At 51.6% G+C, this 22,864-nt stretch carries 21 protein-coding genes; 6 read left to right on the top strand and 15 right to left on the bottom strand.

Annotated features, from left to right (window positions below; translation table 11 throughout):
* Positions 1 to 126: 126 nt before the first annotated feature.
* The 4 genes from AArcSt2_RS02555 to rnz all read right to left on the bottom strand — a co-directional run bounded on the left by AArcSt2_RS02555 (position 127) and on the right by rnz (position 4,632).
* Complete coding sequence (locus AArcSt2_RS02555; RefSeq protein WP_250582700.1) at positions 127 to 1,113, bottom strand: tyrosine--tRNA ligase; 987 nt, start codon at positions 1,111 to 1,113, stop codon at positions 127 to 129.
* Between the two features lie 66 nt (positions 1,114 to 1,179).
* Complete coding sequence (locus tag AArcSt2_RS02550) at positions 1,180 to 3,150, bottom strand: DUF460 domain-containing protein (RefSeq protein ID WP_250582698.1); 1,971 nt, start codon at positions 3,148 to 3,150, stop codon at positions 1,180 to 1,182.
* Between the two features lie 61 nt (positions 3,151 to 3,211).
* Positions 3,212 to 3,616 carry a hypothetical protein gene (locus AArcSt2_RS02545; RefSeq protein ID WP_250582696.1) on the bottom strand — a complete coding sequence of 135 codons (405 nt, stop codon included), beginning with the start codon at positions 3,614 to 3,616 and terminating at the stop codon, positions 3,212 to 3,214.
* 80 nt (positions 3,617 to 3,696) lie between these two features.
* Complete coding sequence (gene rnz / locus AArcSt2_RS02540; RefSeq protein WP_250582694.1) at positions 3,697 to 4,632, bottom strand: ribonuclease Z; 936 nt, start codon at positions 4,630 to 4,632, stop codon at positions 3,697 to 3,699.
* A gap of 171 nt (positions 4,633 to 4,803) precedes the next feature.
* Here rnz and AArcSt2_RS02535 point away from each other — a divergent pair, with 171 nt between their 5' ends.
* The 3 genes from AArcSt2_RS02535 (at position 4,804) to AArcSt2_RS02525 (ending at position 8,032) form a co-directional block, all read left to right on the top strand.
* Complete coding sequence (locus tag AArcSt2_RS02535) at positions 4,804 to 6,267, top strand: DUF7282 domain-containing protein (protein WP_250582692.1); 1,464 nt, start codon at positions 4,804 to 4,806, stop codon at positions 6,265 to 6,267.
* A gap of 98 nt (positions 6,268 to 6,365) precedes the next feature.
* Positions 6,366 to 7,409: an AAA family ATPase gene (locus AArcSt2_RS02530; RefSeq protein ID WP_250582689.1), complete on the top strand. Its 1,044-nt coding sequence runs from the start codon at positions 6,366 to 6,368 to the stop codon at positions 7,407 to 7,409.
* Entirely contained in the window at positions 7,406 to 8,032 is a 627-nt protein-coding gene (locus tag AArcSt2_RS02525; protein WP_174652668.1) for a protein sorting system archaetidylserine decarboxylase, read from the top strand. The genes AArcSt2_RS02530 and AArcSt2_RS02525 overlap by 4 nt, the downstream gene beginning before the upstream one ends.
* 25 nt (positions 8,033 to 8,057) lie before the next feature.
* On the opposite strand, the gene AArcSt2_RS02520 is transcribed toward AArcSt2_RS02525, so the two are convergent.
* A complete protein-coding gene (locus AArcSt2_RS02520) occupies positions 8,058 to 8,600 on the bottom strand; it encodes a CDP-2,3-bis-(O-geranylgeranyl)-sn-glycerol synthase (RefSeq protein WP_250582687.1) in 543 nt (180 codons plus the stop codon).
* A gap of 151 nt (positions 8,601 to 8,751) precedes the next feature.
* Between AArcSt2_RS02520 and AArcSt2_RS02515 the strand changes: the two genes are divergently transcribed.
* On the top strand, positions 8,752 to 9,444 hold the full coding sequence (locus tag AArcSt2_RS02515; protein WP_174652670.1) for a DUF502 domain-containing protein: 693 nt from the start codon (positions 8,752 to 8,754) through the stop codon (positions 9,442 to 9,444).
* A gap of 42 nt (positions 9,445 to 9,486) precedes the next feature.
* Here the strand turns inward: AArcSt2_RS02515 and AArcSt2_RS02510 are convergent, their stop codons facing one another.
* The 3 genes from AArcSt2_RS02510 to AArcSt2_RS02500 form a co-directional block, all read right to left on the bottom strand.
* Positions 9,487 to 10,416: a branched-chain amino acid transaminase gene (locus AArcSt2_RS02510; protein WP_250582685.1), complete on the bottom strand. Its 930-nt coding sequence runs from the start codon at positions 10,414 to 10,416 to the stop codon at positions 9,487 to 9,489.
* A gap of 68 nt (positions 10,417 to 10,484) precedes the next feature.
* Entirely contained in the window at positions 10,485 to 11,198 is a 714-nt protein-coding gene (gene ribB, locus AArcSt2_RS02505) for a 3,4-dihydroxy-2-butanone-4-phosphate synthase (protein WP_425493638.1), read from the bottom strand.
* On the bottom strand, positions 11,198 to 11,902 hold the full coding sequence (locus AArcSt2_RS02500; RefSeq protein WP_250582683.1) for a CTP-dependent riboflavin kinase: 705 nt from the start codon (positions 11,900 to 11,902) through the stop codon (positions 11,198 to 11,200). Before AArcSt2_RS02500 ends, ribB begins: the two co-directional genes overlap by 1 nt.
* Positions 11,903 to 12,094: 192 nt before the next feature.
* Here AArcSt2_RS02500 and argS point away from each other — a divergent pair, with 192 nt between their 5' ends.
* Positions 12,095 to 13,852 carry an arginine--tRNA ligase gene (gene argS, locus AArcSt2_RS02495; RefSeq protein WP_250582681.1) on the top strand — a complete coding sequence of 586 codons (1,758 nt, stop codon included), beginning with the start codon at positions 12,095 to 12,097 and terminating at the stop codon, positions 13,850 to 13,852.
* A 5-nt stretch (positions 13,853 to 13,857) separates the two neighbouring features.
* On the opposite strand, the gene AArcSt2_RS02490 is transcribed toward argS, so the two are convergent.
* Entirely contained in the window at positions 13,858 to 15,045 is a 1,188-nt protein-coding gene (locus AArcSt2_RS02490; RefSeq protein WP_250582679.1) for a nucleotide-binding protein, read from the bottom strand.
* Positions 15,046 to 15,215: 170 nt separating this feature from the next.
* Here AArcSt2_RS02490 and prf1 point away from each other — a divergent pair, with 170 nt between their 5' ends.
* On the top strand, positions 15,216 to 16,460 hold the full coding sequence (gene prf1, locus AArcSt2_RS02485) for a peptide chain release factor aRF-1 (RefSeq protein ID WP_174652676.1): 1,245 nt from the start codon (positions 15,216 to 15,218) through the stop codon (positions 16,458 to 16,460).
* Positions 16,461 to 16,582: 122 nt separating this feature from the next.
* Here the strand turns inward: prf1 and AArcSt2_RS02480 are convergent, their stop codons facing one another.
* The 6 genes from AArcSt2_RS02480 to AArcSt2_RS02455 all read right to left on the bottom strand — a co-directional run bounded on the left by AArcSt2_RS02480 (position 16,583) and on the right by AArcSt2_RS02455 (position 22,758).
* On the bottom strand, positions 16,583 to 17,674 hold the full coding sequence (locus AArcSt2_RS02480) for a DUF302 domain-containing protein (protein WP_250582677.1): 1,092 nt from the start codon (positions 17,672 to 17,674) through the stop codon (positions 16,583 to 16,585).
* A 237-nt stretch (positions 17,675 to 17,911) separates the two neighbouring features.
* A complete protein-coding gene (locus AArcSt2_RS02475; protein ID WP_250582675.1) occupies positions 17,912 to 18,304 on the bottom strand; it encodes a DUF6276 family protein in 393 nt (130 codons plus the stop codon).
* Between the two features lie 67 nt (positions 18,305 to 18,371).
* Positions 18,372 to 19,067 (bottom strand): V-type ATP synthase subunit D, encoded by a 696-nt coding sequence (locus tag AArcSt2_RS02470; protein ID WP_174652679.1) that lies wholly within the window; start codon positions 19,065 to 19,067, stop codon positions 18,372 to 18,374.
* A 67-nt stretch (positions 19,068 to 19,134) separates the two neighbouring features.
* Complete coding sequence (locus AArcSt2_RS02465) at positions 19,135 to 20,619, bottom strand: ethanolamine ammonia-lyase reactivating factor EutA (protein WP_250582673.1); 1,485 nt, start codon at positions 20,617 to 20,619, stop codon at positions 19,135 to 19,137.
* A gap of 20 nt (positions 20,620 to 20,639) precedes the next feature.
* Complete coding sequence (gene eutC / locus AArcSt2_RS02460) at positions 20,640 to 21,392, bottom strand: ethanolamine ammonia-lyase subunit EutC (RefSeq protein WP_174652680.1); 753 nt, start codon at positions 21,390 to 21,392, stop codon at positions 20,640 to 20,642.
* 4 nt (positions 21,393 to 21,396) lie between these two features.
* The gene (locus tag AArcSt2_RS02455) at positions 21,397 to 22,758 is read right to left on the bottom strand and encodes an ethanolamine ammonia-lyase subunit EutB (RefSeq protein ID WP_250582671.1); all 1,362 of its coding nucleotides are present in this window, start codon (positions 22,756 to 22,758) and stop codon (positions 21,397 to 21,399) included.
* Positions 22,759 to 22,864: the final 106 nt, after the last annotated feature.

The raw sequence follows: 22,864 nt of genomic DNA, 5'->3' as shown, positions 1-22,864 counted from the left end.
GCTAGTTGTAGTAATTGTCTCGATCATGGGACGAGACAGGGCAGAATCGGGCAGCCGGAACTGGCGTATCATTCCCCCCCCCCAGGAACCGGTTACAAGGCACCCAAAAACTCCCAGCGTGTCGGGCTACCCTTTGAGTTGCTTTCGACCGGGTTCGATAAGTGTGTCCAGATACCTCGCTAAGGCTCCCTTTGCATCCATTGGATGAAGTTCCCCAGATTCAAGATCCCCTTCAAGCGAGTCGTATGAGGTATATTCAAGGTCGCCACCGTATTTTTTTGGCCGTTCAATAACGATCGTTTCGAATCGTGGGAAGATATGATACTCAAATATCTGTAGCACTGGATTCTCGCGTTCATTCCCATCGTTGTCCGGCTCTGGATCTCCAGTCGGTGGACAGAACGCACTGTTTACTTTCTCTGTGATCGCATCAGTATCATCTTCCATTGAGATCGTTACGCCCTCGCTTGAGGACATCTTCCCAATACCGGTTCCAAGGTCGGCAATCAGCGGTGTATGGAGACAGGTTGGAGCGTCTTCGCCAATCGATGGAAGCGTGTCACGAGCAAGCATGTGGACTTTTCGCTGCTCCATCCCACCAATGGCGAGATCAACATCAAGATAGACAATATCAAGTGCCTGCATCAGCGGATACACCGCTTGTGAGACTTTCACTGAATCACCGCTTTTGATCTCTGCCATTGCGCGTTCTGCACGCGCAAGTGTGGTCTCTAATTCAAGGCCATGTAGGTCGAGCACGTACTCGCGATCGAACTGGAACTCCGACCCAAGCACAAACTCGGTTTTCTCTTCATCAAGGCCGTAGGCGATAAACTGCTCTTTCATTCGCTCTGCAGTTGCCTCAATCTCCTCAAACGTGCCCTTGTCGTTAAGGTACGCATGTACGTCTGCAAGCAGTACAGTAACCTCAAACCCAGCATCTTGGAGATCAATGAGCTTTGTCGCGGTTAGCATATGGCCAATGTGAAGGACGCCGGATGGTTCGTAGCCAACGTATGCTCGTTTTCCATCAGGGTCATCAGCCAGTTCGCGGACCTCCTCTTCAGTTACTACCTCGGAGGCGTTTCGCATAATCAACTCGTAGGCGTCCATACTGTTCGTTCAACTGCCTATCTGCATATGACTTCTGGATGTATGCTACCACCAATATGGGTGTCGCTACCCACGCTGCCCGTCTGCCCGGTGTTCGCTGATGATCTGATCAACCATACTGGATTTTTGTTCATGCTCACGTTTTTCAGCTCGGTCGTGCCACTCTGCAATTGCCGCTAGAATATCATCTTCTGGTGCGACTGCCAGCTCATCAATTTCTTGCAGTGAGACAGCTTCTGCTGGTGTAACCGGTATCTCTGCGTCAAACAGAAGCTCGGATGCAATATCGGATAGTCCGCCTTCCCGAATCACGAGCCGTGGTTTTACATCAACAAGCCGTTGGGCAGTGCTCTTTCCAGCACCGCTTGCATCGCGGAGGTAGATTACATCACCCGAAACAAGCCCATACTCTTCAGCGGTCGCCTCGATCGAACGTTTCGTAAACTGTTCGATGATCTTGACTGACACGAGATCTCTGCTTTCTGCCACTCCTGCGAAGTTTGAATGATCGAGCTTCCAGAGCCGTTTCAGCTGTTCAAGCTTTGTATCCAGTGTCTCTGCCCGCTCTCTTGCTTCATCCCGCTCTCGCTCGAGCCGTTCGGTCTCCCGTTTAAGCCGCGTCACTTCACGACGTTCGCGTGCTTCCTGACGCTCTTTGCGCTTTGCCTTTGTCAGCGCTTTCTTGTACTCCTCGATCGTTTCATCCCGGTCACTAAGCTTTGTTTTGAGTGTGTCTATGTGAGTACTGAGCCGATCGGCCTGCGTTTCTAGCTCACTGATTCGGCGCTGTTCGGGCGTCTGTTCGGGAGCGGATTCTGTCTGCTCAGAGGTCTCAGGCTCGTCGTCTTCCGTCCGCTCTCTGAGGACGGCTTCAACTGACTGCTCGCTTCCGATAACCTGTGCGATAATCTCTTCACGATCGAACTGCGTCGGTGTTTTTCGTGAAATCCGATTGAATTGATCTTCGTGGTCATCAAACGCATAAAGTGCTGCTGCGAGCGCATCCCGCTCATGATCGTTCTCGTAGTTCGCCTCGCGTGTTCGATGAAGCTTCTCATCGACAGGGATGTCTGCCGATGGATTCCAGCCAACCGCATCGAAACTCCGCCGGAACTTCTCAACCGTTTCAGGCATCGGATACACATCTGCTGCAACAATGACTGGCCGTCCACGCTCGATAATCCACTCAATAATCGCGGGTGTATCCGCAGTTCGGGTTGAGTGGAGGTCAAGCACTCTCCCGTCCAGTGAGACAATCGATACACCAGTTGTCGTTCCCGGGTCGATCCCAACAATAACGCGATCGCGGCGTTTGACAAGCGGGCGGTACTCGATCCCATCCAACCGTTCTCGTTCAATCTCGATCCGCGTATCGCCTGATCTGTTCTGCGATACCGGAAGTTCGTCCGGTGTTGCTTCAACGGTAAAGATAGCATTTGAATAGCCACCATACTTTTCGGTAACGGACATCTCGTAGCTGAGGCTTGCCTCGTCCAGTGCGGATTCAACTTCACGTGCTCGCTTTCTAACATTCCCATGGATTCGGCGAGTGTACCGATCTTGGCTCCAGCCACCTTTCCCGGTCGATCGGCCGCGGGAGACTTTGATCGTTGTTGTATTGGTAAATGCCGCGACCTCAGAGCCGACGTTTCCCGCTGCTAATCGAGCAGCAGCCTCTGCCTCCTTCATCGGCTTTTTTCCGTATGGAACACCGTGTCGTGAGGCCACACGGGAGAGCGGCTCCGGTTTCTCCGCACCGGTTACTTGGACAAGTGTTGTTTGTGAGGGTAACGATCGAAGAAAATGGACGAGCGCATTTTTGTCTTCAGCAAGCTCATAGGCATTGTCAGTGCCAATCAAATCTGGCTCACGTGTATTAATGAGCCGCATTAACTTTCGATATGAGACGACATCCCGCTCAACCTCATCTTCTGTGAGTATGACCAGGGCGTAGGAGGGCGCATCTCCACGAATGTCACCACTCTGGATGTCGACGCCAAAAACAACCGACTCAAGTGCGTTTGTCCGGGCGTTCACACGTGTCGGTAGGCACGGAGATGGTAAATACTCCACGCCGAAACTGGCTCTGCCCGACGGCTCATGCTGGTGGTGCAGCGTTCTTATTGTCTAATTGATCGCCGACAAGCAATTCGATACTTGTAATGAGCGATCGGTCCGCAGCTGTTGCCGACCAATCCCAGAATGCATCATATGGTCCAACTGTAGTCCCTGCTTTTCGAGGCTCGCCAGCACCACGAATTATCGGTATTTCGGACCGGATGGATGTGACTTCTCTTGGAAGATCAGGTGATATCGAGTCATTGCTATCGTAGGCAATGATCACACACTCGATATACGGGTCGCTGCGTAGCCGTCCACTCACTGCTTGTTTTGTTTCTGCCCATATTGGCTGTATTGCCGTCTTCAGACTGAGTGCCTCATCGATCAACTGACGGACTGTTGTTTCTGGTGCGAACACGAGAACCCGGATCTCACGGTCCATGTCGTCGTCTGATCACCGAAGTAATTAAACACTGCTAGGAGTGCTATATATCATGCTGGTGAACTATTTGCAGCGATCAGTTATTGGTCAGCATCTGGAAACGGTATCTCCAGTTTCTGTCCATCACTCGCAATAAATACCTCTCCAAGAAACGCGTCTGTTGCGCCATCCAATATTGGATCTGGATAGCCACCGTACCGAGATGAAATATGTGTGAGTGCAAGTCGTGTTACGTCTGCACGCTGCGCGATATTACCCGCCTCAAATCCGGTTGCGTGGCCCGTCTTCCGGGCACGTGTTTCGTTGTCATCAGCAAATGTGGCATCATGAATCAATAGATCTGCATGCTGTGCGATGTCAACCGTTGATTCGGTTGGGCGGGTATCCCCTGTGTACACTATTTTCCTCCCCGGGCGTGGGTCGCCAACAATTTCTTCAGGATCGATGACTCGCCCATCGTCTAACGTAACCGTCTCTCCACGGTGTAGCTGTCCGTAGGCTGGCCCTGGTGGGATATTCAATTTGTTCTCTGCCTTCTCACGATCGAATCGCCCTGGTCGATCGTCCTCAATAAGCGCGTATCCCTGTGACTTTGTGTGATGGTTCGTCTCAAAAACACGTACCTCGTACTCTTCCATTCGAACGGCTGTTTCGTTCGGATGCACCTCGTTGATCCGAATCGGAAAGCCTGGTTGGTGTCCACCAAGCCGTGTAAGCTGCTCGATGTGTCTGCTGGTCCCCGGAGGTGTATGGATTGTGAGGGTATCATCCCGCTCGTGAAAGTCCCAACTCTGAATTAAGCCCGGAATACCCAAAATATGGTCGCCGTGGAGATGCGTGACAAAAATATGTGAGACTGTAAAGCCTGTCGAGTAGCGCATCATCTGCCGCTGGGTACCTTCACCACAGTCAAACAGCAGCCGATCGCCCTCTCGATTAATCAAGATCGCACTGGGGGCTCGTTCAGTTGTTGGGACCGCCCCACTGGTCCCGAGAAACGTCACGCGTAAAGACATACCAATGCGTCGGGCCTCGACTCATAAACCGACTTCGATATTTCCGCTTGCTACCCGTTGTACGTGTACATTTCCTGATTATTGCAGATACGGTCTTGATAGAATCGACTGTTTCACTGCAACTGTTTGCAACCGTCTTGATGGCTTATTCGACTCCCAATCTTGTAGCAGGTGACGACTGATCGTCTCCTAATCGGGCATGACCGACTGGGCGATCGGGTCACAACGCAAGATATGAACCAAAATCAAACAATTATCGCAATACTACTTGCGGTTGTCCTGCTCTTATCTGCAGGAACTGTCGGTATTGTGTACGCAGGGCTTGGACCGCTGTCAAATGATAGCGGAGATGAGCTCCAAGGTACCGATCAGCAATCACTTGATGTAACGGAGGTAAGTGACGATGGAATCGTTATCACCGATGGCGATGCTGATGATGAGCGAGAGGATGACGATGCAACCGTTGATATCGATGGTGACTCATTCGATGTTTCTGATCTTGACGCACCAAATCGTGTCTTCGTTGATGACACGGTTACGGTGAGTGCAACAATCGAAAACCCAAACGATGAAAACACCACACAGCCAGTTGAGTTCCGTTTTGATGGTGACCTTGTCGATCGACGAAACGTTACAATCGAAGCAAACGAGTCACTAACTGTTGAGATCGAACTCAGCACGGAGGATGTCCCACCTGCGCGATACATCCACGGCTTCTTGACCGCAGAAAAAGGCGAGCTTGACACAATCCGTGTCATTCCATTTGCAGACATTGACTTCGACGATCAAGATAGCGACGGCACTGCAGTCGTTGTTGATTCTGTGACGCTTTCTGAGGGCGGCTTTGTTGCCATCCATGACGAGGATGATGACATCATTGGCGTTTCTGAATACCTCGATGCAGGAGACCATGAGGACGTGTCGATCGAGCTCTTCGATGCTGTTCCTGGTGCGGACTTTGAGCAGGACGAACTGGAAGAAGACACGACACTAACCGCCATGGCACATCTCGATACGAACGACAACGAGGAGTTTGACTTCGTTGAAGATGACAGCGAAGATACGCCATACCTCGACACCGACAACGATCCGATCGTCGATCAAGCAGAGATTACGATCGTCGATGAACATGAAGCAGACGACGCAGACGATGCGGAATCGGATGATTCGGATGATGGTAATGGAATTACAGTGACGGATACTGAGACAGAGGAGACAGAGACCGAGGAAACCGAGACGGAGGAGACCGAGACAGAGGAAACTGAGACAGAGGAAACTGAGACAGAGGAAACTGAGACAGAGGAAACTGAGACAGAGGAAACTGAGACAGAGGAAACTGAGACGGAGGAGACCGAGACAGAGGAAACTGAGACGGAGGAGACCGAGACAGAGGAAACTGAGACAGAGGAAACTGAGACAGAGGAGACTGAAACGGAGGAGACCGAGACAGAGGAGACTGAGACAGAGGAAACTGAGACAGAGGAGACTGAAACGGAGGAGACCGAGACAGAGGAGACTGAGACAGAGGAGACTGAAACGGAGGAGACCGAGACAGGGGAGACCGAGACAGAGGAGGACGAAGAGGATGAGGCGGACGATAACGGATCGGACGATGACGAATCAGACGACAACTAGTATACTACGCTAATATTTTCATCCACGATCGTATACCTTTTTAAGCGTTTACTGCCGAACCGACCGATTCTTACGCCCCAACCGCCGACTGTACTGTAATGGACGACCCGCTCTGGACGGACGCATATGCACCGTCGCTTTCGGAACTCCCACAGGCGGACCTTCGCGATCGACTCGATCGAACCGTGGATGAACCGATGAACCTCATCGTACAAGGGCCGAAAGGCGTCGGTAAAACCGCGGCTGTTCGCGCACTCGCTGAAGAGACACACGAGAACACCGAGGCAGACCTTGTCGAAATTAACGTTGCAGACTTTTTCGGACGGACAAAAAAAGAGATCCGGAACGATCCCCGATTCGAGCAGTTCCTTACTGGCCGGAGTCGGATGGCAAAGCGCGATATGATCAACCGCGTGCTCAAAGAATCGGCGAGCTACGCGCCGGTTTCTGGAACGTTCAAAACGATCGTGCTTGATAATGCGGAAGCGATTCGAGAGGACTTCCAACAGGCGCTTCGTCGGGTGATGGAACAACACCACCGAACGACTCAGTTCGTATTCACGACCAGACAGCCGTCAAAACTCATTGCACCGATTCAATCGCGGTGTTTCCCAGTTCCAGTTCGATCGCCAACCGTTGATGAAATTATTGGCGTGCTCGAACCGATCTGCGTCGCAGAAGAGATTGCGTACGACACTGATGGACTCGAATTCATTGCGAGTGCTGCCGGTGGAAACCTTCGAGAAGCAATTCTCACTGCACAAACGACTGCGATGGCTGCCGATGAAATAACGATGCAATCAGCCTACGAAACATTGGGTGACCTTGGCGACGACGAAACGATACTAAGTATACTTACTGATGCTCGAACCGGCGACCTGAAAAATGCACGAAAGACGATCGACACACTCCTCACTGATGAGGGGTACGATGGGCAAGATCTGCTATCCGAACTGCTTCGTGTAGCTCGATCGAAAGGAAACTTTGACACGGAAGAGACAATGCGACTGCACAAACTTGCCGGTGAGGCTGACCTCGATCTTGTTACTGGACTCGATGAAAAACTCCATCTTGTCCATCTGCTGGGTGCATGGGCTGTTGGCCGATCGGCACTCCGAGAATCGGAGATGCACCCACAATGAGCGTCGCTTCGTCACTGCAAACTGCTGTTGCACCTGGTGCATGGCGATACGCACTTGCCTGCTTCCTGCTTTCGGCTCCCCTCGCTGTTTTGTTTTTCCCACTTGGGTTCACCGTATTGCTTCTCGGTGTCGGTGCACTGTGGTTTCATCGTGACCCCGATCGAACACCCCCGGAAACTGGTATTGTTGCTCCCGCAGATGGGAAAATTTCAGTTATTCGTGAGGAAACCGACGATAAGGGTCGATCCCGAATCCGAGTTGGCGTTTTTATGAATGTTACCGATGTGCATGTCAATCGGGCCCCCACTGATGGTGTTGTCACCTCGGTCACACACCGACCTGGTGCATATAAACCTGCATTCTCAAAAGATTCCGATCGTAACGAGCGTGTTGTAATCGACTGTGGTGAGTACGAGGTTGCACTTATTGCTGGGTGGTTTGCTCGACGAATTCATCCATACGTTACCGCTGGTGAGACGCTTGTCCGTGGGCAACGAATTGGACACGTTTCATTCGGTAGCCGAGCAGATATTCTGCTTCCACCCACGTACGATCGTGACGATCTCTGCATTACAAACGGCGATCGCGTCTATGCTGGAACAACAGTAATCGTAGCAGAATAATCGAATCTCCCGATGTTGATCACTGTTACCACGGTTCGTTTTTTAATCCCAGTCCGTATGCAATGACGTTCGTTGTCACATGGAGAATTGGAGTCATGACGAGGACAACCGCGATGACACCGATCGTGAATGTCTCAATGAACCACGTCGGATCGACAAGGAATGCAAGCAGCAGCGCTCCGATGACGAAATCAAGCTGATCGAGACCGGGGAACGCTGCCCCTCTCTGACGCCCGCTTCGGCGCTTGATGAACGACGCACCAATGTCACCAAGCATTGCACCGAATGCAAGGCCGACAGCGACAAGCAGTGGGAAATCCGGCAGTTGCGCCCCCAGCGCAGCACTTGCAGGCGCGTTCACTGCGTTCAATCCCATTGCAAGTAGGAACCCAGCTAGTGTTCCAATCGCAGTTCCACGCCACGTTTTCCCATCACCGAGCAGGCGGGAGTCACCCATCATTCGTCCGCCATCGATCGGCTGGCCCCCACCAGCAAGCACCGCAAAATTGTTCGGAACATATGCGGGCAACATTACCCAGAACGCAACAGCAACAAGTGACCAAACCATGCGAGAATCGTTATTTTCCAGAGGATTTAATCACCCGTGATTCTCTTTTGAATACACTACGTCTGGATTCTCAAGGGATCCATTCTACGGACGGTGTTGTCTCGAAACCGTGGGAATCAACTAAGACCCCTGAAAACATATCTACAATCCAATGTCTACGTGGAAACGCGACTTTGCAAGTGGGCTCGTTGTTATCGTACCACTTGCTGTCCTGCTTTTTGTTATTAACTGGATGTTTGTCAGGATTGTTCGAATTCCGCTTATCTCAACGGTTGATCTCGCTGCGCTCAACGTCCCGGCTAGCCTCGTCCCGGCCGTACGGGCACTGATCGCACTTGCAGTGTTATCGACGCTCATCCTTGCAGTTGGATATCTTATGCGTACCACTGGTGGGCGAGTGTTAGAATCCGTACTTGATGACACTATCAACCGAGTCCCTGGTCTTCGAGTGATCTACAACGCGTCAAAACTTGCCGTCGAAACTGCACTCTCAGGCACTGACGATTTGCAAGCACCCGTTCGTCTTGAAACATGGCCCGGAATTCGTATGACTGCATTCAAAACCGGGAAGCGAACCCGAGATGGAAAAATTGTGCTCTTCATGCCGACCGCCCCAAATATTACGTCTGGCTTCGTCATTGAGGTCGAACCAGAGCGTGTTGAAGAAACTGGAGAAAAAGTTGAAGAAGCACTGACCAGAATTCTCAGTGCTGGATTCGCTGAATCTGCCCACCAAATTCCGGTTGAAGAAGAAAAGCATATCAGTGATATCGATGGTGTCTCTGACGATCGAACAACGGTCACACGACGAAATGCTGACGGTGAAACCACGTCAAACGATTAAAAAATACGCGTCTACTGATTCGATGTTTCCTGAGAGTCTAGCTCACACGTAGGTGAACCACTCGTCGTGGTCATCTGTCCGTCGCTCAACAAGGTCGAAGAACGCAGTCTGTAGGTCTTCTGTGACTGGACCGCGTGAGCCGGATCCGATTTCAACATTATCGACTTGGCGGATCGGCGTCACCTCGGCTGCAGAACCAGTGAAGAACAGCTCATCAGCGGTGTGGAGTTCACCTCGGCTAATGACTGCCTGATCATGAACCGTATACCCCATCTCTCTAGCAAGCGTGATCACGGTATCTCGAGTAATTCCATCGAGAATACTCTGTGAGAGCCCGGGAGTGAATATTTCGCCATCACGAACAAGGAAGATATTTTCCCCTGGCCCTTCTGCGACATTTCCTTCCTTGTTGAGGACGATCGCTTCTGCGCAGCCGTTTCGCCGCGCCTCCTCACCTGCAAGTAGGCTGTTCACATACAGCCCTGTTGTCTTTGCGTTCGTCGGAATCTGGCTTGAGGAGTGCTTTCGCCACGAGGAAACCATCACTTTAATTCCGTTCTCAAGCGCCTCCTCACCAAGATATGCGCCCCATGGCCAGCAGGCGATCGCAACATCAGTTGGACAATCACGCGGGCTTACACCAAGGCTATCGTAGCCATAGTATGCAATTGGGCGGATGTAGGCGCTTTTGAGATCCTGCCTTCGGAGCAACTCAAGCGTTGCTTCCGAGAGCTCCTCTTTTGTGAATGGAATCTCCATCTCGTACGGTTTACCGGATGCATAGAGCCGATCGAGGTGCTCTTCCCAGCGGAAAATAGCGGTCCCTTCTTCGGTATTGTATGCCCGTGCACCTTCGAAAACTCCCGTTCCGTAGTGAAGTCCGTGTGTGAGAACATGCGTTGTTGCATCTTCCCAGTCGACAAACTCACCGTTCTGCCAGATCGTATCGACATCCATCTCGTCGAATCCCATAGACGGGAGTTGGTGTCCTGTGGTATAAATATGCGAGAAACAAAATCATCATCAACAACCGTTTACGTTTACTCGGTGAGTGCTTCGACGAGTGCTTGTCCTTCCACGTAGACAAGATCGTTTGCCGCTGCATACGCTTTTGCGTCTGTTGGTGTCGTTGCAACACCAGTTGTGTGATCTAACATCTCACAGACGACGACGGCTGGTGGGAGATCTGCCTCTGCTGCAAGTGCAAGGCCAAGCTCTGTGTGTCCCTTTCGATCAGCCAACAGGTTTGGTGCGCCTCGGAGGAGATGAACATGTCCCGGCGATCGGAACGACTTTGCAAACACGTCGGGAGTATATTCTGCTGGCTCAATAATGGCTTTTTGCGCAGACGTAGCAAGCTCGGTAATTGTGAGCGCTCGATCGACGTCTGTAATTCCGGTGAATGTCTCTCTATGATTCACCGGGAGCGAAAATGACGATCTGCTATCGTATGCTAAATCGTGGCTCGATGCACTCGGATGATCAATTTCATCCTCAAGAAATGGCAGCCCAAATGAATCTGCGACATCGTCTGAGACTGCCACACAAATTAGGCCACCAGCATCTTTTCGTAGCCGAACAACGTCCTCAGGCGCAACGTCACTCGCGGGGTAGACAATATCCGTTTCTCCCTCCCGATCGTCAAAATCATGAATCAAAACCGGCTCTCCGGCTTCGAAGGCTGATACAGCATGTTTAACCGATGACTCTACGTGGTTCATTTCGGTTTGTGACTCGTACGTTGATTCCTGCATTAGTATGCATCTCCCACAGTTACTGTAATTGTCTCATCGTCAGCAAGCGACAGTGCATCTCTGAGTTTATCGGGTGCAATCAGTTCGATACTCTGCTCGTCGTGATGTGTTCTGTCAGGAACAATAATATGGACTGGACTGTACGTCTCACCATCCGGAGCGCTAATCGTTGCAGCATAACAGGTCGCCGCCCCAAACGTTCGATCGTCGCTTTCCCAGCTCTCGATTCCGACAGCAGCAATGGATGAAAGTCCAGCGCGAGTACGAACGCTTTTTTCATCTAACTCTACATTGAGTGTCCCAGCGAACGGCTCATAGCCAAGCTGTGTTTCGAACTGCTCCATATATCCATCAAGCGAAATATAATGTCTCCCCTCGCCCATCCCGCTTGTTACTGAACCAGTTAGCGTGAGTTCGCTCTCTGTCTCAAAAATTCGCTTATAATCGCTATACTCCGTTCGCAGTGCGCGCTCGCCGGACTCTGTTACTGTGACCCACTGCCCATCGCTCACGACCTCCCGATCAAGATACCCTGCTTTTTCAAGTCGCTGTAGACGACGGGATGCAGTCTGGTTTGAGGCCGCCAGCCGATCGGCCAGTCCAGAACAAGAAACTTTTGTGGGGCCGGTGAGGCCACCGTCGAGCGCAACCAGTTTGAGTGTTGCAAGTTCATCATGCCCAACGGCGGTCACTGATTCTGCCATACCTAATAGTAGTGACCCGCCACCATTAAGCATAGCGGATATGAGATGCATCTCATATTTGAGGACGGGGTCAACAAAAATGATACTGTTCTCAATTATGAATCCGGTGTTAGCAGTTATAATGCCGTCGATCGAGGCACTCCGTCGCCGCTGTTCGGAAGGGCCTTTAGGAGTGCGTGAAAACTCACGGGTATGTTTAGAGCGTTCCATGCTGCGGTCACGGAGGCGTTAACAGCTGCGCTCTCCGCTCGTGACCTTCCAACCGACGATCTCGGGCTTGAGGAACCACCAGAAGATCTCCCCGCTACGCTTGCATCAAGTGTTGCATTCCGCCTTGCAAGCGAAGTTGGAGCTCCGCCACCACAGATCGCCGCAGAGATTGCAGGCGAGATCGACGCTGCAGAGATTGCATATCTTGGCGACGTTACCACGCAAGGTCCATATATTAATTTTCACACTGACGAGGCATACCTTGCGGAGACGCTTATTGCTGGTCAAGAAACAACCTACGGTGCACTTGCGTCGAAAGACGAGCGCGTCGTTGTTGAACACACCAGTGCAAACCCAACTGGCCCAGTTCACGTCGGCCGTGCTCGGAATCCAATCCTTGGTGACGCGGTTGCGAACGTGCTCTCGTTTGCAGGGTACGATGTCGACCGCCACTACTACGTAAACGATGCAGGCCGTCAGATGGCTGTGTTCACGTGGGCGTATGAAACATTTGCGGAAGATGAGCTCGACGAAGAACCCGCGCGCGATCGGATAGAATACGATCTTGTTCGCTACTACCGCCGAGGAAATGCATATTTAGAGACTGCCGACCCAAACGATGTTGACGCCGCAGAAGCCGAAATCGCATCGATTCTTCAAGGGCTCGAAGCCGGTGATGAAGAAACATACGAACGTGTAAAAACGGTTGTTGATCAGGTACTTGGTGGCATGAAAGCCTGCCTGAGCCGACTTCCTGCAACGTTCGATCAGTTCGTCAAAGAGACTCAATTTATGTTGGATGGGTCAACAACTGACCTGGCCGATCGCCTCAAAGAGACGCCGTATGCAGTATATGAGGATGATGCGTGGCAGCTTGAATTGGATGAATTTGGGTTTGAGAAGAACCTCGTCTTCCTCCGATCGGATGGAACAAGTCTCTATACAACCCGGGACCTGGCCCACCATGAGTGGAAATTCGACAACTACGATCGTGCAGTGACGGTTCTCGGTGAAGATCATAAACTCCAAGCAGGGCAGCTACAAGCCGCATTATCCATCCTTGGAAATGATGTGTCACAGCTCGACGATGTTATCTACTCGTATGTCAACCTCCCTGATGGAAAGATGTCGACTCGCCGTGGGACTGGTGTGATGCTTGACGATCTGCTTGACGAATCGATCGACCGAGCCCGAAACGAGGTCGAGACACGGCTTGATGACCGAATCCGTGATGATAATCTCACCGAGGACGATATCGAACGCATTGCTCACCAGGTGGGTATTGGTGCAGTTCGATACGATATCGTCTCAAAACAACCAACAAAAGCAATTACGTTCGAGTGGGATCGTGCGTTGGACTTCGAGGCACAGTCGGCACCATATGTCCAATATGTTCACGCCCGGTGTTGTGGTATTCTTGCTGAAGCAGATACGACACCATCGCTGGAGGATATTGATCCTGCCGTGCTTACTGAACCTGAAACTGAACAGCTCCTTCGGACAATTGCACGGTTCCCTGCGATCGTCGAAGACGCTGCAGATGAGCTAAAACCGCATCGAGTCGCCACATACACGCGCGAGTTCGGGGAATCGTTCAATGCGTTCTACCGTGAGTGTCCTGTCCTTACCGCAGGCGAGCCTGAAATTCGTGATGCACGGCTCGCAGTTGTTTCGGCATCAAAACACACAATCGCAAATGCGCTTTCGATTTTAGGTGTCGCTGCACCGGAATCGATGTAACAGCCTTATCTAAACAACCGGCTCAAAAAGCCTCGTTTCTTTTTACGGTCCGAGTCAGATTCTGCTGCTGTTTCGTCTTTGTGCGGCTCTCCTGTCTCCGCGTCAGTGATCTCTGGTTGCGCCATGCGTTCTTCTGGCTCCTCTTCAGATCGGCTATGGAACGGAATTGCATCTTCGGGAACGTCCTCTTCAGCTGATTTTTCGGGCTCGGCAGGAGTTTGTGTGCTAGTGGCGTCTTGTTGAGCTTCAGTAGCTGGTGTATTCTCTGTTGGCGCGTTTGTGTGTGCGCTCTCAGAAGTTGTTTGCGTTGGTCGTGATGTCGCTCCTGCAGCGCTCGCCCACGCATCCATATCTAATTCAGCTTCTTCCTCTGCGTTGTCTTTATTCGCCGCTTCTACTGACTCCTCAGCAGTTTGTTCGGTAGTGTTTGATGGTGTTACTACAGGTGCACTTGTTTTTGTAAATACTTCGGGTGGCTCTGGCGGCTCTGGGATTTTTCGATCGGTTAGCTCTCTGGCAAGCGTTCGGTATGCACCGGCTGCGGCACTGTATGGCGCATACGTTGCAAGTGGCTCTGAGGCAGCGACGGACTCTTTGACAACTTCATCTTCAGGGATCATCGCAAGAATTGATGCTTGCAAGTGTGTCGAAACCGTATCTGAGACTGGAGTTCCTGGCTCCACTCGGGTAATGACGGCTCCAGCGATGTTTGCATTAAGTCGCCCTGCTAGCTGTCGCGTTTTTTCGGTGTCCGCGAGTGCATCCCGCTCTGCTGTGGAGACTAAGACAACCTCGTCAGAGACAGACAGTGGAACGCTGGTCTCGTGGCTGACGCCAGCACCAACATCGATTAGAATTATATCAACATCGGGAAACGCCTCCACAACCATTTTTAGACGGCTTGGATCTGCCGCAGCAAACGAGTCTAACGTCGTATTTCCAGGGATGACTAAGAGACCTTCTGGCCCCTCATATACTGCATCCTGAGGATCTGCCGTTCCAGCAAGAATATCGTGCAGTGATGTCTCCACATCTTGTATGCCAAGCGCTGCTCCCAAATTTGGCATGCCAATATCTCCGTCAATCACAACGACCGACACCCCAGCACCCGCAAGTGTCGCGCCAAGATTTGCCGTCGTCGTTGTTTTCCCAACGCCACCTTTTGCGCTGGCGATCGCGTACACCTGTGCCATATAATAGGGCTACCGCGACTGGCGTATAAAACTACGCTCTCTTTTTGACGCTACTGCGGAATTACGCACCTGAACAGGACGACTCAGCTATTGAGCCCGAAAGAATGCCTCTTACTCGTCTCGGCCACAGGTCAAAGCATACTTAGCTACCGCGCTTGGATATGTATCCAATGAGTACCGACGCCGATGAGCCAAGTGATGACCGACGGAGATATGAGTTCCAGAAAGTCATCGAAGAGCTTCAAGAGTATGAAGGCTCTGGCACACAGCTCGTCACAATCTACATTCCAGATGACAAGCAGGTCTCTGATGTCGTCGAACACGTCATCAAAGAGCACTCGGAAGCAGCAAATATCAAGTCAAAACAGACGCGAACAAACGTCCAAGATGCACTGACAAGTATCAAAGACCGGCTCCGCTACTACGATGTGTACCCACCAGAGAACGGAATGGTTCTCTTTTCAGGGGCAGTCAACAGCGGCGGCGGGCAAACAACAATGGTTACACGCGTTCTCGAGAACCCACCGGAGCCAGTTCAGTCTTTCCGCTACCACTGCGACTCTGACTTTCTCACCGAGCCGCTTGAGCACATGCTCACGGACAAGGGTCTCTTTGGTCTCATTGTCCTTGATCGCCGTGAAGCAAACGTTGGTTGGCTTAAAGGCAAACGAATTGAACCGGTCAAATCCGCATCTTCGCTCGTTCCCGGTAAGCAGCGAAAAGGTGGCCAGTCCGCACAGCGTTTCGCTCGACTGCGCTTAGAGGCGATCGACAACTTCTATCAAGAGGTTGCGGAGATGGCAAACGATCTGTTTGTCGCAAAACGCCACGAGATGGATGGTGTCCTTGTCGGTGGCCCATCCCCAACAAAAGATGAGTTCATTGACGGAGAGTATCTCCACCACGAACTGAGTGATAAAGTGCTTGGCAAGTTTGATGTCTCTTACACAGACGAATCAGGGCTTTCGGATCTCGTCGATGCTGCAAGCGAGGTGCTTTCGGACCAGGAAGTTGTCCAAGACAAACGCGAGATGGAGGAGTTCTTCGAGAACCTTCACACGGGCGAGGAAGCAACGTATGGGTTTGGCGCGACGCGACAAAACCTTGTCATGGGTTCTGTCGATCGGCTGCTCATTTCTGAAGATCTTCGCAAAGACGTTGTCGTGTACGACTGCAACGGGCAAAATGAGTTCGAAGTGATCGATCGGCGTCACGCAACTCCAGATCATGAGTGTGAAGATGGCTCTCCTTCGGAAGTTGTCGAACGTGAGGATGTGATTGACCATCTGATTAACCTTGCTGAACAGCGCGGTACTGAGGTCAAATTCATTTCAACGGACTTCGAAAAGGGCGAACAGCTTCATGACGCCTTCGGTGGTATTGCGGGAATTCTCCGATACTCAACTGGCGTCTAAAAAATAGCGAACGTTCCACAGATTATTTTGGCTGTAGTTGTTACTGCTTGATTTATTCTCTGATCGTACACGCTGACAAAATATGAATATGTGGTGATCCGCGGGCGATCACACTACGTTTTTTAGTTCCCGGGTCCGTCGCCGTTTCCGTTGCCATTTCTATCGCCTGGGTCGTCACCTGGTCCGTCGCCGTTTCCGTTGCCATTTCCATCGCCTGGGTCGTCACCTGGTCCGTCACCGTTTCCATCTTCATCACCCGGACCATCTCCTGGTTCGTCATCGTCGTCTACCGGATCATCGTCATCGTCGTCCACCGGATCATCGTCATCGTCGTCCACCGGATCATCGTCATCGTCGTCTACCGGATCATCGTCATCGTCGTCTACCGGATCATCGTCATCGTCGTCTACCGTATCATCGTCATCGTCGTCAGGTTCGTCATCTTCTAAATCAACGTCGTAGTCTTCGACTGGTTCTCCTCCTGCAAGCGTTTCGGCAGCGTCATTTATCTCTTCAGTCAGGTCATCGCTTACCTCTACGCCGTACCGATCGAAGAGGTATGCAGCCGTTGTCCACGTAACGTATGTGGTTGCCTCCTGTTCATCTTCATCATCTTCGTCGCCTTCTTCATCCTCATCGTTCTCACCGTTCTCATCGTTGTCACCAACTGGGTCATCATCCTCCTCATCATCTTCATCAACGGGTCCATTGTCGGCTTCATCGTCATCTGCAGACCCATCATCCTCCCACACAAGGAAGCGGTATGGAAGTTCAAGTCCGATCGCACGGCTTTCTTCGAGCAGCTGCGCATTTAATAGTTCGTCCGTTGCATAGACGATCGCTGTCGATGGAATCTCTACATCAGCGTCATCTGCTTCGTCGCTGTAATTGAGCGTTGTCCGAAGGTCGAACCCATCACTATCTTCGACTGCATCTTCAACCGCTTCGAGAACATCGTCAAAATCGCCGTCACCTTCGATTGTCTGTAGTCCATCAATTCCCGTAATATCGTCCGTCTCTACACCGTTTCCATTTGGCTCTGTCGGGTCATCATCACCGTTGTCATCTCCTGCTCCTGGATCATCATCGTTGTCGTCATCTTCTATCTGTGCTCCTGCGGCTCCTCCAAATGCGACTGTCGCACCGAGAATACCTGCTGCTTTGAGGAACGATCGTCGTCGACCGGTCGTCACTGACGGATCAGATGTTGTCATTATTTGCTCCATTCATGTCATCCACGCGCTATGTAAAGAGCGTCGTGGCGACACACCAATCAGTTACGTGGATCCGGTCATGCTTTGATGCCATCTACTGGCTCGCTCGCTCACGTATATACGTATTTTATACAACCGTTATGAATTTCACGTGTACCGACTGCTGTTTGATCACCACATCTCAACTCTTCAGTTTCTATCCACACAGGTCCGGCTCAGTTGATCATTGACCACTGATTATTCAGCCCACGATTGAAACTGCTCCCATCGCCGCTGAAGATCGTAGTGTGGCTCGATCGATTTGTTCTCAATAATCCGATCGATCAACAGATAGATGTCAACACCGTCTGCAATAATGTACTCACACAGCGCTTCGGCTGACTGGCGATTGAGTGCCAGTTGATTGAGCCTCCCAAGTAACAACGCAACCGCAATTCCGCGTTCACCTTCCGGAAATGAGGGTATCTCAGTGAACATCGCCTGTGCTGTAGTCTCACTTAACTCTCCTGGCTGAGTATATAAACATCGATCGCAGAGAAAAACAGACTTCGCCTCTGACCGGAGGACTGACTGCAGCTCTGTAGGAACGCGCCTCTGAATCAGTTGCTTGTCACAGTGCGGACAGTTCATATACGTCTGTACTAACTACGAGAATAAAAGCTGCATTCGTTGGTACGTCAATGTGCTGTGTCTACGCTCAGTCGGCCGAAACTGCGGCTTCTCGTTCCGCTTGTGCTTGCGCTTCTTTTTCGCGTTCCTCACGCTCTTGTTCTTCCTTTTTGCCCTTGATCTTTTTCAGGCGGAAGATCTCCTCGCGCTCTTGCTCTTCGAGTTTCTGTTCAATGAAGTCTTGGTTCTCGTAGAGATCTGGAAGCAATTTAAATTCAAGCGCGTTTACACGCCGTTTTGTCGTCTCAATCTCCTCGAGCATCTTTTTCATTGCCGTTTCAACCTCTGCTGCGAGGATGATTGTCTCAAGCAGCTCTTCGTAGGCATCTGCTGCCTCATCAATCCGTGCTGAGGAGCCAAGCAGTCCGTAGCCACGCTCGCTGAGGTTTTTCCTAACTTTGGTTGACTCAATCTGCGGCACGACAACACCCATGATGTTCTTCGACTGAGTTGTGATCTCTGGGTGTTCCTGCAGTGCAGCTGCAGCACCTCGAACAGCAACGTCACCCTCCATTGCGCGCGCCATGTTGAGTTTGCGCTGGGCAGTTTCGTAGTCGCTGTTGAGTTCCGATCGCACGTCTTGGGCCTGATCAAGGATGTCCATAAACTCCATGATGAGGCCGTCACGCTTCTGTTCTAGCGTGTCGTGACCTCGCTCGGACAGCTCAATGCGGTCCTCGATCGCCATTAGGTTCTTTCGGGTTGGTTTGACGTCCTCGGCCATCTCTTATCGCCCGCTTGTTCGGCAAGGAGGGTAAAGCTTTTCAGTTCGTCCGGCAGCCCACAGCCCGCTACTCTCCAAAGATGAGCGTCTTTACAGCGACGACGACCGTATCGTCATCTGCGATCGGTTCTCCAATATCGATATAGTCGCCGTCGGAAACAGCCACCTCATCAATAACTACAACCGGCTGCGATTCCGGCAGCACTCGCTGCAGTGTTTGCCCAAGCGCTTTCCCACAATTGTCTTTTAACGCAATCACGATCGGTTCTGTGGGTTCCGTATATGTCGCTGCGATCGACGCTGCAATCATATTGAGCCGGTCATATGAGAGAACGCCAATGGAGTCGATCGAGAGGACGAGTGGTGGCGTGTTTGACGCTCCTGGTTCCCCATCTGGTTGCAACATCGCCTCATATAGATCGGCTCCTCGATCGCGGGCAGCAGTGAGTGTTTCTGTGAGCTCTTTTTTTGTGCCGATCGAATCAATGGCACCAACACTCACAACCGGCGCGTCTCGGATTGGTAACAGTTGGCCTGTGATTGATTGGGTCCGCCCGGTCAGCTGTGTTGTTGCGGTTCCTGCACCGATCACTGTTGCGTGCTGATGTTCTCCGAAGCTTCTTACCGGCCATGAGTGGACTGTGCGATGGCGTTCAATTGCCGCCGCCAGCTCTACTCCAATGTCATTGTATGCAACCGTCTTCTCGTGTGTTTGCGTCTCGTACTCACCCATGAGTGCCCCAATACCGCCGCTAAACACGACTGTGTCGTATGATCGGGACGCTGTTGGAAGCTCACCGATTGCGATGGATTCCGTTATTGGCTCATATGGTGGTCCCACAAGCAGATCAACGACATACGCAGCCATTCGATCAGCAATCTGTCGCTTGTTGTTCTCAGTGAGTGTCTCTCCAATGCGTACCTCAAATCCGATTTCCGAAAGCAGTGGCTCGATCGATGGTGAAATAGCGGTGACGACACCATCAGTGTCAAAAGAAATGAGCCTGCCACCAATATTACAACACCGTGTCTCAACAACACGGTCGCCGACGAACACTGCTGCATTGGTTGTGCCACCACCGATATCGACGTTTACGACAGTGCTGTCCGTCTCCGCTGCATGCGCTGCTGCGCCCGAGCCGCGGCCTGCAAGTACCGCTTCGAGTGACGCGCCCGCGGCCGCAGCCACAAACTCACCGCTTTCCTTTGCGACGTGTTCGACAAGTGTCGTCGCATTTGCGCGGCGAGCGGTTTCGCCAGTCACAATGACCGCACCGGTATCAATCGCTGCGGCTGTAATTTCTGCCTCATTGAAACACTGCTGAACAATGTCTGCAACACCGGTAATATCAATTGTTTTGTGGTCACAAAGCGGTGTTTCAAACACCGGACTTCGGTACAGCACCTCTCGATCGGTAACCTGTCGCTTATTGTTACCAACCCCGCTTTCGACGGTGAGCCGACTGACAATCACTTGTGTTGTGGTCGTTCCAACGTCGATCCCAACACTCAAAAGCGACTCTGGACCCTCAGTGTGTATTCCGAACGTCACTGTTTCATTGCTTCATTGTTTCATTTTTGGAAGCTCCGATCGTCTTCGCGGAGATCGAGCCCGCTGGCGCGTTTCTCAAGCATCTCTGTGAGCAGCTCCGCAACCTGTGCTCCTGCCTCGACTGGTGGTAACCCACCTGCATGGATGTTTGAGATGACGGATTTCTTTGCGGTTGGTGTGCCTCGCTTTGGATTATAAACAAAATATGCACTCAGGCTCTCTGCAGTTGCTAGTCCTGGGCGCTCCCCGATTAGATTCACACAGGCCTCCGCACCTAGCTCTTCACCGATCGCATCCATCACATCAACGCGACCGAACTCAACAAATATCGGGGTCCCCGTCTCGATTCCACGCTGCTGTAATCCATCATTCAAACTTGCAAGTAGGTCCTTGGAGTTCGTCTCTACCGCTGTTGAACTCAATCCATCGCTGACAATGACTTGCACCTGTGGCTCGTTGATGCAGTCTGTTTTGAGCGATTCGATCGTCTCATCTGAAAGCGATCTCCCTAGATCTGGGCGTGCCAGATACTGGTCTTTATCGGCAACAGCGGTCTGAATCCGATACAATCCCAATTCCTCAATGAGATCGTCGCTTACCCGTGTCCAGACTGCATCGCGTGCGCGGCCATGATCTGCACGGAACGTCAGTAAATCGCTTGTTTTCGGACGTGGCCCTGAGCGACCGATACCGAGCCGTGAGGGATTTCGGTCAATAATTTCTTTGAGACGATCCGGGTCGATCGGTTCGGTGGGTGTGTTTGGTGTTGACATGAATTTATGTAAAGATCGTCGGGTCGCCTGCAGTTGGTGTGAGTGACCCATCTTTCCAGATGCCCATTGTTTCGAGCCACTCTCGGAACGGCTCGGTTGGTCCACAGTCAAAAATTTCCCATAACGCTGCTGCATCATGGTAGCTGTTCGACTGGTAGTTTAACATCACATCATCACCCATCGGAACAGTAATGAAGTAGTTGGCTCCGGCGGCGGTAAGCAGAACTGCGAGGTTCTCAATATCGTTTTGGTCTGCTTGAATGTGATTTGTGTAACAGGCATCGATTCCCATCGAGATACCATGGAGCTGTCCCATAAACACATCCTCTAACCCTGCTCGGATTACTTGGCGACCATCATACAGATACTCCGGTCCGATGAATCCGACAACTGTGTTGACCAAGAACGGTTCATACCGCTTTGCAAGCCCATAGCATCGCGACTCAAGCGTTACCTGGTCAACGTCGTGATGTGCGTCTCCGGATAGCTCCGACCCTTGTCCGGTTTCGAAGTACATGATATTCGGCCCTGTTGAGACGCACGCTTTTTTCCCAAGCTCATACGCCTCGTCTAACATTTCGACATCAACGCCGAACTCATCATTGCCTGCCTCAGTTCCAGCGAGGCTTTGGAAGAGCATATGCGCAGGTGCGCCCTCTCGAACAGCGTCCATCTGTGTCGTAATATGTGAGAGACAGCAGTTCTGTGTCGGGATATTCCATTCTTCAATAAATTCGTGTGTTGCCTCTAAAATCGCGGTTGTTGTTGCGACACTGTCTTCAACCGGATTGATCCCAATTACTGCATCACCGACCCCATAAGAGAGTCCTTCACGAGTCGAGTCAATAATCCGTTCAATAGTATCCGATGGATCGTTTGGTTGAAGTCGGAATGACAAGGTTCCCGCTTTTCCAACTGTGGTGTTACACCGTGCAGTCACTTCCATCTTCGACGTGACTAATACGAGATCCATGTTCGACATGAGCTTCGCTACTGCGGCGATCATCTCGCTTGTCAGCCCCGGGCGGATCGCGCTAATCTCTCGATCGCCTACGTCTTCGCGTACCAGATACTCACGCAGCTCCGCAACGGTCCAACCTTTTATCCGATCGTACACCGGCTCTCGAACGACATCTTGGATCACACGCGTAACTTCATCCTGATCGTACGGTACGACAGGGTTTTCTCGGAGTGTCTCAAGCCGCATCTCTGCTAGCGTCCGTTTTGCAGCGACACGCTCTGCATCTGAACCTGCAGCAATCCCCGCTAACTCATCGCCGGTCTTTGGTTCATTTGCCTTTGCTAACACCGTTTTGACGGTGTCGAACTCGAATGTATCACCCCCAACTGTAGTCTGAATCGACATGATATACCAAACCACAGTCTCGTGCTTAACTGCTCACCGTTCCTTACACAACTGCAGTTGTAGACGAGAAATTTCTGTAGTATTGTCACTCTCCGGCGTTCGATTT

The sequence above is a fragment of the Natronocalculus amylovorans genome (assembly GCF_023638035.1).
Classification (GTDB): Archaea; Halobacteriota; Halobacteria; order Halobacteriales; family Haloferacaceae; genus Natronocalculus; species Natronocalculus amylovorans.
The sequence above is the reverse complement of the archived record's forward strand: the minus strand, read 5'-3'. Positions and strand labels throughout refer to the sequence as shown.